The 12,512-nt window shown below is 49.1% G+C and carries 14 protein-coding genes; 5 read left to right on the top strand and 9 right to left on the bottom strand.

The features are described from left to right. Positions 1 to 33 precede the first annotated feature (33 nt). The 5 genes from FJQ58_RS13885 (at position 34) to FJQ58_RS13865 (ending at position 4,781) form a co-directional block, all read left to right on the top strand. Entirely contained in the window at positions 34 to 627 is a 594-nt protein-coding gene (locus FJQ58_RS13885; protein WP_139994333.1) for a TetR/AcrR family transcriptional regulator, read from the top strand. Positions 628 to 840: 213 nt separating this feature from the next. Continuing rightward, complete coding sequence (gene ssuD / locus FJQ58_RS13880; RefSeq protein ID WP_139994746.1) at positions 841 to 1,968, top strand: FMNH2-dependent alkanesulfonate monooxygenase; 1,128 nt, start codon at positions 841 to 843, stop codon at positions 1,966 to 1,968. Next, entirely contained in the window at positions 1,934 to 2,764 is an 831-nt protein-coding gene (locus tag FJQ58_RS13875; RefSeq protein ID WP_238404044.1) for an ABC transporter permease subunit, read from the top strand. Before ssuD ends, FJQ58_RS13875 begins: the two co-directional genes overlap by 35 nt. 23 nt (positions 2,765 to 2,787) lie before the next feature. After that, the gene (locus FJQ58_RS13870; protein WP_139994331.1) at positions 2,788 to 3,903 is read left to right on the top strand and encodes a taurine ABC transporter substrate-binding protein; all 1,116 of its coding nucleotides are present in this window, start codon (positions 2,788 to 2,790) and stop codon (positions 3,901 to 3,903) included. Between the two features lie 35 nt (positions 3,904 to 3,938). Further along, positions 3,939 to 4,781 (top strand): ABC transporter ATP-binding protein, encoded by an 843-nt coding sequence (locus tag FJQ58_RS13865; RefSeq protein WP_202915269.1) that lies wholly within the window; start codon positions 3,939 to 3,941, stop codon positions 4,779 to 4,781. Between the two features lie 62 nt (positions 4,782 to 4,843). Here FJQ58_RS13865 and FJQ58_RS13860 read toward each other — a convergent pair whose 3' ends face one another. The 9 genes from FJQ58_RS13860 to hemW form a co-directional block, all read right to left on the bottom strand. Then, positions 4,844 to 5,050, bottom strand: coding sequence for a hypothetical protein (locus FJQ58_RS13860; RefSeq protein ID WP_139994329.1), 207 nt, complete (start codon positions 5,048 to 5,050; stop codon positions 4,844 to 4,846). Next, positions 5,050 to 5,205, bottom strand: a complete 156-nt coding sequence (locus FJQ58_RS13855) for a YfhD family protein (RefSeq protein ID WP_139994327.1) — start codon at positions 5,203 to 5,205, stop codon at positions 5,050 to 5,052. The genes FJQ58_RS13860 and FJQ58_RS13855 overlap by 1 nt, the downstream gene beginning before the upstream one ends. Before the next feature lie 108 nt (positions 5,206 to 5,313). Beyond that, positions 5,314 to 6,444 (bottom strand): molecular chaperone DnaJ, encoded by a 1,131-nt coding sequence (gene dnaJ / locus FJQ58_RS13850; protein WP_139994325.1) that lies wholly within the window; start codon positions 6,442 to 6,444, stop codon positions 5,314 to 5,316. Between the two features lie 104 nt (positions 6,445 to 6,548). Continuing rightward, complete coding sequence (gene dnaK, locus FJQ58_RS13845; protein ID WP_139994323.1) at positions 6,549 to 8,381, bottom strand: molecular chaperone DnaK; 1,833 nt, start codon at positions 8,379 to 8,381, stop codon at positions 6,549 to 6,551. A gap of 84 nt (positions 8,382 to 8,465) precedes the next feature. Continuing rightward, positions 8,466 to 9,026 (bottom strand): nucleotide exchange factor GrpE, encoded by a 561-nt coding sequence (grpE, locus tag FJQ58_RS13840; RefSeq protein WP_139994321.1) that lies wholly within the window; start codon positions 9,024 to 9,026, stop codon positions 8,466 to 8,468. Positions 9,027 to 9,083: 57 nt separating this feature from the next. Next, complete coding sequence (gene hrcA, locus FJQ58_RS13835; protein ID WP_139994319.1) at positions 9,084 to 10,109, bottom strand: heat-inducible transcriptional repressor HrcA; 1,026 nt, start codon at positions 10,107 to 10,109, stop codon at positions 9,084 to 9,086. 168 nt (positions 10,110 to 10,277) lie between these two features. Continuing rightward, positions 10,278 to 10,553: a hypothetical protein gene (locus FJQ58_RS13830; protein ID WP_139994317.1), complete on the bottom strand. Its 276-nt coding sequence runs from the start codon at positions 10,551 to 10,553 to the stop codon at positions 10,278 to 10,280. A gap of 193 nt (positions 10,554 to 10,746) precedes the next feature. Continuing rightward, on the bottom strand, positions 10,747 to 11,217 hold the full coding sequence (locus tag FJQ58_RS13825) for an N-acetyltransferase (RefSeq protein WP_139994315.1): 471 nt from the start codon (positions 11,215 to 11,217) through the stop codon (positions 10,747 to 10,749). 83 nt (positions 11,218 to 11,300) lie between these two features. Next, positions 11,301 to 12,470: a radical SAM family heme chaperone HemW gene (gene hemW / locus FJQ58_RS13820; RefSeq protein ID WP_139994313.1), complete on the bottom strand. Its 1,170-nt coding sequence runs from the start codon at positions 12,468 to 12,470 to the stop codon at positions 11,301 to 11,303. Positions 12,471 to 12,512 lie beyond the last annotated feature (42 nt).

Here is a 12,512-nt window from a genome sequence, read left to right as displayed (position 1 = left end):
AAGCCAATTATTGCAGGGAGGAACGCTACACCCATGTCACCTAGAAATATAGAGAAGGATCAAAAACTGCGTGACGAAAGGCAGCGCCAAATATTGGAGGCAGCCATGCATGTCATTGCAAGGCGGGGGCTGCCCGCCACAAAAATCGCTGATATCGCGTCAACTGCCGGCATTAGCGTTGGAAACGTTTATAAATATTTCCGCTCCAAAGAAGATATTTTCAAAGCCTTGGTAGAAAGCGGTCAGCAGGAATACCGGGAATTTGTCGAACATGCGCTCGACTTGGAGGGCTCCGCTTATGACAAACTATATTGGTATACTGAAAACTGGCTCTCTTATCGGAACGGATGGGCAATTACCGTTATTTTGCAATATGCCCGAACATCAGAGGCTGTGCCAGAGCACGTAACGCAAGCGGTTAGCGCTAGATTTATTGACAATTTACGGCCAATGGCAGAAATGATCGCAGAAGGGCAAGCGGAAGGCGTTATCAAGAACGGGGAAAGTTTGGAGCTTGCGCTGATCTACGTTTCTATGATGGAAGGGCTTATTTTGCACAACATACCGGGCATTCACGAGATCGCGATGCTAACTCCCGATAAAATGCTTGCCTTGCTCTTAAAATAGCCAGCTTCCCCGGCCAAAGAAAACGATTGACTATTTATGGCAATTGCTGCTATCATGTTCACATAGTGAATAATTATTCACCTCTTGTCTACCAGATCGCTGGCGACGCATAATGGCTACTTTTCAAAAAGGGGCGTTATGCTTTTTTTATGGGTATTATACCAACTTATCCGATGTGATTAATATTTAAACTGGATGAAAAGGATGAATAAATTGGAATTTTTCTGGTTTATCCCGACCTACGGGGACGGCCGTTATGTTGGAACCGACCTCGGTGCAAGGACAACGACGCCCGCTTATTTCAGGCAAATCGCAACGGCAGCGGATGACCTCGGTTTCCATGGCGTATTGCTTCCTACGGGAAGAGCCTGCGAGGACCCTTGGGTTACTGCTTCATCGCTTATTGCTGCAACCAAACAATTGAAATTTCTAATTGCGGTTAGGCCCGGCCTCATGTCGCCTACGCTTGCAGCAAGAATGGCAGCCAGCTTCGACCGCAGCTCTGGCGGCCGATTGCTTGTGAATGTAGTAGCTGGTGGAGACCCTGAAGAATTAGCGGCGGATGGTTTATTTCTTGATCATGACGAGCGTTATCAATTGACTGATGAGTTTATGACGGTCTGGCGAAACCTTCTTACCGACAGGAAAGCATTCAGCCTCGACGGCAAGCATATCAAAGTTAGCGAAGCCGTTAATTTTTTCCCGCCCCTGCAGCAGCCGCATCCTCCTATTTTCTTTGGCGGCTCTTCTCCGGCCGCGATTGAAACCGCTGCGAAGCATGCCGATCATTACTTGACATGGGGAGAAGCTCCCGAGCAAGTGCAACAGAAGCTGACGCAAGTCCGGAAAGCGGCCTTTGCACAAGGAAGATCTGTAAAATTCGGCATTCGGCTGCATATCATCGTCAGAGAAACGAATGAAGAAGCATGGCAGGCCGCTAACCAGCTCATTCGCCATTTGGACGATGATGTTATTGCCAAAGCCCAACAGGTTTATGCTCGGATGGATTCCCATGGACAGAAACGCATGACTGAACTGCATGGCGGCGATCGGAACAAGCTGGAAATTTCACCGAACCTTTGGGCAGGCATTGGCCTCGTTAGAGGCGGTGCGGGTACCGCGCTTGTCGGGGACGCCGATACGGTTGCGGAGCGGCTTCGAGAGTACGCAGCACTCGGAGTAGAAACCTTTATTTTATCCGGGTATCCGCATTTGGAAGAAGCATACCGGGTAGCAGAGCTGTTATTCCCTAAACTGCGCTCCGTCCATTCCAACGCGGCAAGCTCGGGACCAAACGGGGAGATGGTTGCTTATCAATACCAGCCTGGAAAGAACCTTTAATCGTCAAGCTCCAACTGCTTGGACCAAGCATAGGGCCTATCCTTTTGCTGTATCTGTCTCGGCCATCCTATTCGTATTGCTCATATGGTGGCTCGTGACGCGCTTGCAATGGGTAAATCCGTTATTCATACCCGCCCCAGGCAAGGTTTGGCTTGCTTTTGTCCAAATTTTGCAAGAGGGCTACAAAGGAAGCTCACTAGCCCATCACATTGGGGATAGCTTATTGCGGCTTGGCAGCGCCTTCGCGCTCGCGCTTGTGACCGCCATCCCGCTAGGGCTGATTAGCGGCTCATCTCTGACTATTCGGTCGCTTGTTGATCCGTTTATCGAATTTTATCGCCCTCTGCCTCCGCTTGCGTACTATACGATGCTCGTATTATGGCTCGGCATCGGTGATTCTTCGAAGATTGCCTTGCTCTTTCTGGCAGCATTCGCTCCTTTATACATTGCAGTAGTAGCAGGAGTTAGACGGGTATCCGCAGACCGGATTCATGCAGCAAAGTCGCTTGGTGCCAGCAAAATCAAGCTTTTCGTTTATGTATTGTTCCCTTCCGCTTTGCCTGAGATCTTTACGGGAATCCGCACGGCCATTGGGGTCAGTTACACAACGCTGGTTGCTGCTGAGATGGTCGCCGCGATGTCCGGCATCGGCTGGATGGTGCTTGATGCAAGTAAGTTTCTGCGCAGTGATATTATTTTTGCGGGCATTATCATTATGGGACTTATCGCTTTGTTAATTGATTCTGCTCTTCGATGGCTTGAGAGAAAGCTTGTTCCATGGAGCGGGAAAGAATGAGATGAAAATAGGAGTGTAGAGAAATGATAAAAAAGAATAAGTTAACAGGATTATGGACCGTTGTATTGCTCTTTTCCCTATTTAGCATACTTACCGCCTGCGGCTCTAACGAGCCTGTAAGCCAAGCTACAGAAGCAGCCGTCACTAAAGAAACAGAGGCCCCTTCCCCAGCAACCAAAGCTGACCCTACGGCCGAGCCTGCTTCCGCAGCCCTTCCCAAAGAAGTTCGTATTGGCTTTCAGATTATTCCCAATGCAGAACTGCTCGCTAAAGCGCTTGGACTTGCAGAGAAAAAGTTTCCCGATGTAAAAGTTACCTGGGTACCCTTTGATTCTGGTCGCGATGTCAACACTGCGTTCGCCGCGGGCGGAATCGATCTCGGACTTGCGGGCTCCGTACCGGTAGCCATCGGCTTAGCCAATGACTTGCCTTATTCCGTTTATTTCCTGCATGACGTGATAGGCGATAACGAAGCTCTGGCTGTCCGCAACAGCGCTGGCATCAACAGCGTAAAGGACCTCGTTGGCAAAAAAATCGCTGTTCCGTACGGATCAACAACTCATTTCAGTTTATTGTCCGCACTTAAACAAGAAGGCGTGGACCCCGCTTCCGTCAGCATCCTTGATCTTCAGCCGCCTGATATCGTCGCAGCATGGCAGCGCAAGGACATTGACGGAGCATTCGTATGGCAGCCTTCGCTTGCGAAGTTAGTTGCCGATGACGGCAAGCTATTAATTTCAGCGAAAACCTTGTCCGAACAAGGCATCATCACCGCTGACGTCGGAATCGTCGGCAAGAAATTCGCAGAACAATATCCGCAGTTCGTAAAGGATTACGTCGCCGTTCTTGATGAAGCCATAGCTTTGTACCGTTCGAATCCCGATGAAGCCGCCAAGGCGGTCGCCCCGCTCCTCAGCCAATCCGAAGCGGATACGCTGACCCAGCTCCATGAGCTTGTATGGCTGAATGCTGCTGAGCAGCAGGGCGCCAAATATCTCGGAGCAGATGGCAGCACAAGCGGATTTGCCCAGGTGCTTGAGCAAACCGGCCAATTTCTGGTCGATCAGAAAACTATACCTTCCGCCCCGGATGCCGCTGCATACCAACAAGGCATTTGGAATGAATCGCTGAAGCATTAATCGTCCTTACCATAATCAGATAGGAGGTAATCACAATGACAGAAGCTGCCGTTCAAGTCTTCCAATCAAGTCTCGCCGCAGATGAGCCTGTTCAAGCTATAACGATGCGTGGCGTAAAGCTTATTTATCCTAACGGCAAAACGAATGCCGAAGTGCTCGGCCATATTAATCTTTCCATCCAAGAGGGTGAATTCGTTTGTATACTAGGCCCTTCCGGATGCGGAAAAACGTCGCTGCTTAAAGTAGCGGCCGGTTACGAGCAGCCTACCTCCGGCATGGTAAGCATCTATGAACGACCACACTACCGGCCGCATCACGAGGTTGGCGTCGTCTTCCAGCATGCCAATCTGTTCCCATGGCTGAGCGTGCAAAGCAACGTGGAATTTGGCCTGAAAATGCTAAGCTGCCCGCGTGCTGAACGGAAAGAAAAAGCAGCTTCCATTGTGAAGCAAGTCGGATTAACCTCTTATTCTTCCTTGTTTCCATTCCAGCTCTCTGGCGGCATGAAGCAGCGTACGGCAATTGCCAGAGCACTGGCTACAGATCCGCGTATTATTCTCATGGATGAGCCATTCGCTTCGCTTGATGCGATTACACGCGAATCGCTGCAATATCTAATCCGTAAAATCTGGGTGAACTCTGGTAAAACGATTGTATTCATTACGCATGACGTGGATGAGGCACTGCTGCTTGGCACCCGGATTATAACGATGCAAGCTGCGCCAGGGCGAATCGAGGTAGACATGCCAAATCCGCTCAACAAACGCTCCGAGCCTTTTACCTTCGTACGCAAGCATTCAAGGTACGGCGAGCTTCGCGACTTATTGGTTAGATCCTTGCGACCAGAAAGCCATGCCTTGCAAGACGCAGCGGAATAAAATAAGGCTAATGATCAAAAAAAAGACTGCAGGCTCATATTCAGCCTGCAGTCTCTTTGCATTTAAGTGATAGTCGCGTTTGCGTTTCCGTCAATTTGACTGATCAGGCGAAGCGCACGTTCAGCGACATCGGCGTCAATCGTTGCCGTCAAAGTCCCGCTATCGATCAACCCGCTTACATCTGTAGCGCGAAGCGCCTGCAGCTTGCGCAGAGCCTCTTGAGCTGTGCCTTCGCCGCTAAACGTGGCTTGTAGCTCCAATCGGTTCATTATTCCTGCTCGTTGCGCTGATCGGCTGCGGCTGCACGCTCAGCCGCTTTGCGATCTGCCTCATCTGCCAGCTCTTCGGAAAACTCTACATCCTCATTTTCTCCTACAGGCAGGTTTCCAAAGTTCTCTTTTTCCAAGTTAATGTTGTCAGTCATCTTATTATTCCCTCCGGTTGTGTGTAGATGTATGGTTTTCCTACCCGGATAGAATATGTTTGTGCGCCAATTCCTATACAGCCCAAAAAGAAAAAAAGACGTGCCGGGTTATTCGCCCCGGAACGCCTTTTTCATTTTATCAAAAATAGATTCATGGTGCTCTTGATCATTGGATACCGAATCACCGGTCAGACCGCCGAATTGGCGAAGCAAATCCTTTTGGTCATCCGTCAGACTTGTTGGGGTAACGATTGTCACCTTCACATGCTGATCGCCTTGGCCGTATCCACGCAGCTTCGGAACCCCTTTGCCTTTCAGCCGGAAGTACGTGCCCGTTTGCGTGCCCGCAGGCACTTTAAGCTTCACCTTCTCAGTCAGGGTCGGAATTTCAATCTCATCCCCAAGCGCCGCTTGAACGAAAGTAAGCGGAACCTCGCAGTAGATATCATCGCCCTCGCGCTCGAAGAACTCATGCGATTTCACGCGAATCACAATGTACAAATCACCCGCTGGTCCGCCGCGCAGTCCGCCTTCGCCCTCGCCAGTCATGCGGATTTGAGCACCGTCATCGACACCCGCAGGGATGCGGATATTGATTTTGCGTTGGCGTTTTACTTTTCCAGCGCCATGGCACGTCGAACATTTATCTTTAATAACACGGCCTGTGCCGCTGCAATTCGTACAAGCGCGGCGATTGACCATACGGCCGAATGGCGTATTTTGGACAACCTCTTGTTGGCCGCTTCCCTTACATACGGAACAAGATTCGGGCTTCGTGCCCGGCTTGGCTCCGTCACCGTGACAGGTGTCGCAGGTTTCCGTACGCGGAATCGTAATTTCGGTTTCTTTGCCGAACACAGCTTCCTTGAACTCAACCGTCATCGTATATTGAAGATCATTGCCGCGCTGCGGTGCATTTGGATCACGGCGACCGCCTCCGCCACCAAAGAACATATCGAAAATATCGCCAAAGCCGCCTCCGAAATCAGCGCCGCCTCCGCCGCCCATGCCCTGGTTAGGATCAACGTGGCCGAACCGGTCATACGTGGAGCGTTTGCCGTCATCACTTAAGACGTCATACGCTTCCTTCACTTCTTTGAACTTCGTCTCCGCATCCGCAGCTTTGTTCACGTCGGGATGGAATTCCCTAGCGAGCTTACGGTACGACTTTTTAATTTCTTCTGCTGAAGCGTCCTTGCCTACGCCCAGCACCTCATAAAAATCGCGCTTGCTTGCCACCTGTTCTCACCTCCGCTATCTATCTTATGATTCCATGTGCCTATGCGCACGAAAGGAGGTCAAAGCCAGGTAGCGCCTGTCTTTGACCTCTCGCTCGCTACACTTTATTTATTGTCGTCAACAACTTCATAGTCGGCATCTACAACGTTGTCTTTTCCTTTAGCATTGCCATTGCCTGCTTCCGGCTCAGCGCCTTCTGCTTGCGCCGCTTGCTCATAAAGCTTAACGGAAAGCTGCTGTACGATTTCCGTCAACTCAGCTGCAGCTGCATTAATTTGCTCTAGATCGTCAGTTGCAAGCGCAGCTGTAACTTTTTCTTTCGCTGCGTTTGCTTTTTCGATTTCGCCTGCATCCACTTTATCGCCAAGATCCTTGATCGTTTTGTCAGCGGAGTAAACCAATTGGTCAGCGCTGTTTTTTGCTTCAACCAGATCACGACGCTTGCGGTCTTCTTCTGCGTTCAGCTCAGCGTCCTTCATCATTTGATTGATTTCATCTTCGCTCAAGCCGCTTGAAGAAGTGATTGTGATCTTTTGGCTCTTGCCTGTTCCTTTGTCTAGCGCCGATACGTTAACGATACCGTTCGCATCGATATCGAAAGTAACTTCGATTTGCGGTACGCCGCGTGGTGCAAGAGGAATATCGTTTAATGTAAAGCGGCCAAGCGTTTTGTTGCCAGCTGCCATCGAACGCTCGCCTTGCAGAACGTGAATTTCAACGCCCGGCTGGTTGTCCGCGTAAGTGGAATACACTTGGGACTTGCTCGTAGGAATCGTCGTGTTGCGGTCGATCATTTTTGTGAACACGCCGCCTGCTGTTTCAATACCAAGCGACAATGGCGTAACGTCAAGAAGAACTACGTCTTTTACGTCGCCAGTCAATACGCCTGCCTGAACGGCTGCGCCTAGCGCAACAACCTCATCCGGGTTAACGCCTTTGTGCGGATCTTTGCCGATCAATTTTTTAACAGCTTCTTGTACGGCTGGAATACGAGTCGATCCGCCAACAAGAACAACTTTGTCAATATCGCTAGCTGACATGCCTGCATCGCTAAGCGCTTGACGAGTAGGTCCAAGCGTACGCTCAACAAGCCCAGCAGCCAGCTCTTCGAATTTAGCGCGGGTTAGGCTAAGCTCCAAATGCTGAGGAACGCCGTCAACCATCGTAATAAACGGAAGCGAAATTGCTGATGTTAGTGTACCGGAAAGCTCTTTTTTCGCTTTCTCAGCCGCATCTTTCAGACGTTGAACCGCTGCTTTGTCTTTGGAGAGATCAATGCCTTGATCTTTTTTGAATTCAGCAACTAGGTGATCGATAACCACTTGGTCAAAGTCATCGCCGCCCAATTTGTTGTCGCCGCTTGTTGCTTTAACTTCGAAGAAGCCATCGCCAAGCTCAAGAATGGAAACGTCGAACGTACCGCCGCCAAGGTCATAGACAAGAATCGTTTGGTCTTCTGTTTTCTCAAGGCCGTAAGCAAGTGCCGCGGCTGTTGGCTCGTTGACAATACGAAGCACTTCTAGACCAGCGATTTTGCCTGCATCCTTCGTTGCTTGGCGCTGGCTGTCATTGAAATAAGCGGGAACCGTAATAACCGCTTGCGTTACCGTTTGACCTAAGTAAGCTTCCGCATCGGATTTCAATTTTTGCAAAATGATTGCAGAAATTTCTTGCGGCGTATAATCTTTATCGTCGATTTTTTCTTTGTGGTTCGTACCAATATGGCGCTTGATGGAGCTGATCGTACGGTCAGGATTCGTAATGGCTTGACGTTTTGCCGTTTCGCCGACTACACGCTCGCCGTCTTTTTTGAAACCTACCACGGATGGAGTTGTGCGGTTGCCTTCCGGGTTAGGGATAACGACTGCTTCTCCACCCTCCATTACTGCAACGCAAGAGTTCGTTGTACCAAGGTCAATACCGATTACTTTACTCATAGCTATTGTTCCTCCTACATTCTATTGTATTTTAAAGCTAAGCTAGCTTTCATTATCTTATTTATGGAATGAAGTCATTAGGGCTTAGCTGCTGACTTTAACCATGGCAGGGCGCAATACCTTGTCTTTCAAAATATAGCCTTTCTGCACTTCCTCCACAATAATACCTTCTTCATGCTCGTCTGAATCAACCTGCATAATGGCCTGGTGGAAATCAGGGTTAAATGGCTCGCCAACAACATTCATGGCTTTAAGGCCTTCTTGCTCCAGCGTTTGCTCTAATTGACGGAAGATCATGTCTACGCCCTTCGCGAGCGATTCAAAATCACCGTTGACCGATGCCGCGGCTACTGCGCGTTCGAAATTATCCACAACCGGCAGCAGCTGGCCGATCAATTTCATCGAAGCATATTGGCCAAGCTCTTCTTTCTCTTTGAGCGTACGGCGCCGGAAATTATCGAAGTCCGCTTGTGCGCGCAGCAAGCGCTGCTGGCTTTCTTCCGCCTGCTTCACAAGCTCCACATAACGAGCATCCTCTTCGGAAACCTCATTTGCTGTCTCCTCATTACCTTGCTCTGATTGCTCAGTCGATATAACTTCCTCGGCAGCCTCGGCCGCTTCATTATGTTGCTCCTTCGTACTCATGCAATCACCTCCTTAAAAGTTTACGCAGCAAACTTGGCATCCGCAGCAGTTGCAGGATCATTTATACCAGCGGCCCAGAAGAACCGCCATATCCTTGGATATAAGATCCAGCAGGCTGATGACTTTGCCGTATTCCATTCGCGTTGGTCCTAGAATGCCGATCGTTCCCAGCGATTGACCGTCAATAGCATAGGTTGCCGTGATTAGACTGCAATCGCTAATTGCCTTATGGTCATTTTCTGTACCGATACGTACTTGTATACCTGACGGAAGGCCGGAAAACATTTTCATGATGGCTGGTGTCTCATCAAGTAAGTCCAAAATCGTTTTTACCTTGTCTACATCCTTGAACTCCGGTTGTGTCAGCATGTTGGTCGTCCCGCCGAGGAAGATCCTATGCTCATCTTCATTCTGCAGTGCGTGATCCAGAACTTGCAGCAGCTGCTCGTAATGGTCCACATGCCGTTCAAGCTCTTGCCCGACTTCTGTGTAAAGCTTTGATCTGAGCCGAATCAGCGGAACGCCCACGAGCCTCGTATTCAAAATATTAACGACCTTCTCCATGTCCTCCATTTTGAGGCCTTCCGGAATCGATATCGTTCTATTTTCAACATGCCCCGTGTTTGTAACAATGATGGCAACCGCCGACGTTTGATCAAGCGGCACTAGGCCAAAATGCTTAAGCGACGTGCTGAACATCTCAGGTCCAAGCAAAATGGATGTATAATTGGTTAAATTGGACAAAATCATCGCTGTTTGCTGAATGACTTGTTCCATTTGGTTCATTTTGTCCGTAACGAACGAGCGGACCATGCCAATATCATTCTCATCCACTTCGTTAAGCTTCACTAAATGGTCGACATAATAACGGTAACCTTTCGTGGATGGGACACGCCCTGCTGACGTATGCGGCTGTTCCAGAAACCCAAGCTCCTCAAGATCCGCCATTTCATTGCGAATGGTAGCTGGACTAAAGCCAACGTCGCCGCGCTTCGAAATACTGCGTGAGCCGACTGGTTCAGCCGAGCGAATATAATCATCCACTATTGCATGCAAAATCATCCGTTGTCGTTCCGTCAGCATTCGAATACCCCCTACGATATTGTTCATTCCATTATTTTGTTTCCCGTCGTTAGCACTCAATAGTATCGAGTGCTAATCATTACTACAAAAATACCAAACCAGCTTGTCGATTGTCAAGTCGGTTCGGCAATTTTCGTGCGCCTATTATGCAAACGGATCATGCAAGCCTTAGACTTTGTGGACTCTGCCTGCTTCATCGACTGCAAATTTTTCTTTTCTTACCCGTTTATCGCCTTGATACAGCTCGACTACACGGTAAGGTGAGACAGAATCATCTATATTCACTTTCCAGCCGTTTGTGTTTAACAATGCAAATACTTCTTTGAACTCCATGGCTTTATAGCCATAAAAACCGCTAAAGCCTGCCCATTTCTTGAGAAGCACTGTCGTTACATGCTTGAGCTTGTCTTCTACAGCAACCAATTGATCTTTTTTCTCGGTCATTTTTTATTTCTCCTCTATGTGACAATAAACATCTACCTAGACTATATACCAAATCGAGCCGTAATACTATCAAAGCAGCCGATAAATTGAGCAAATGCCCGTCACCCGGTAAAAAACCACTATCCGGTTAGCTTCATAATGAGACTAAGGGAGAGTGGCTTCTATTTTCTTAGGAATATAACGATTGCAAATTCTAATTCAGCATCTTGAGAACGGCAATCTCATCACAGGCAAGCTGCTTGGGACAATTGACGCAATCCTTCCACACCTTCTCAGGAAAAATTTCTTTGTCTACGACCTTAAAGCCATTTTTCTCAAAAAAGGATACCGCATAAGTTAAAGCCATGATTTTCGGTATTTGCTGCTCTCTGGCCGCTTCGATCAATGCGTCTACCAGCTTGCTTCCGATACCAACGCCTTTGTAGCCCTCCGACATGCCTAGCGATCGAATTTCCACCAAATCTTGGCCTAATCTCGTCAGGGAGCCGCAGCCGACTACCTCTTCCCCTATTTGCGCGACGACGAATGTATCTATCATATATTCGAGCGCTTCCCGAGTGCGAGGCAGCATAATGCCTTTCTCGGCATAACCTTTTATTAATTGGAACAACGTTTCAATATCCTCTGACGTCGCTTTTCTGCATACGACCTGTACTGCCTGCATTTGTGCCTTCGCCTCCACCCGGTGCAAGTTCAAAATCAATATGAATAAATATACAACACAACGCATTTTTTCTCAAGAGGATTTTAGCCGGTATAGCCGATAAAAGCACCGAAAACTTCATTCCCCAAAAGCACGCCTTTATCCGTCAACCGGTAGATCGTATCATCCGCGGTTTGTTCAGCTTCCAGCAAGCCATCGTTCAGCAGCTTATTGATGACAGCACCGAACTTCCCCTCCAGTGTATGGCCCGGAAACTGCTTGGAGAAACGGGATGCAGGCACGCCTTCGAGAAGCCGCAGGCCGACCATCATCAAATCCTCCATCGCCTCATCCTCAGGCACCTCAAGCGTCTCCAAACGAGGGAGCTTCTGGGCAGATGCATCAATATATGGTGTAATCCCTTTTAAGTTGACATGGCGCATGCGGTTCAAATAGCCATGGGCCCCCGCTCCAAGGCCATAATAGGGCTCATTCCGCCAATAGGTGGAGTTATGCCGGCTCTCATAGCCCGGTTTTGCAAAATTGCTAATTTCATAATGGGCATAGCCGCTGCCCTTTAACATATCCATCAGCAGGATGAACATATTAAACTCCTCTTCCTCCGGAGGCAACGGCAGCTCATTGCGTTCATACAGCTTATGGAACAATGTATTTTCTTCTACCTTTAAACTGTAAATCGAATAATGGGGCAGCCCGAGCTCCATAGCGCGGTTTACGCTGTCGGCGAGCAGCTCAACCGTCTGGCCCGGCAAGCCAAACATCAGGTCAATCGACAGGTTTGTAAAACCAACCGCGCGCGCATTTTCGATGCTGCGGTAAACATCATCCACGCTGTGTATTCTGCCTATCCTCTCAAGGAGGCCATTATCAAAGGACTGCACCCCGAAGCTGATTCGATTCACGCCGCCGGCCTTCATCGCAGACAGCTTATCGATATCCGTTGTACCCGGATTTGCTTCCATCGTAAACTCCACATGTGGAGCCAACGGAAAATAGGTTTGGACCGATTTCAGGAATCTCTCCATTTGAACGGGTGTAAGCACCGTTGGGGTGCCCCCGCCAACAAATACAGTATCAATCTCCACGGGCGGCCATTGTTCAACCGTGCGCGCCATCTCCTGCTCCAAGGCATCCAAGTATTGATCGACCGGCTGGCCTTTCAATACATAGGAGGTGAAATCGCAATAGTGGCATTTATTCGTGCAGAAAGGGATGTGTATATATAAAGCACGCGGTGATTGCGTTATCGTCATCGTTTAGCATTCTCCTTCAAGCGCAAACGCAAGAGCCGCGCA

Origin of the sequence: Paenibacillus paridis (assembly GCF_006345825.1) — a bacterium.
GTDB lineage: Bacteria > Bacillota > Bacilli > Paenibacillales > Paenibacillaceae > Pristimantibacillus > Pristimantibacillus paridis.
This window is presented reverse-complemented; position numbering and strand designations above follow the sequence as displayed.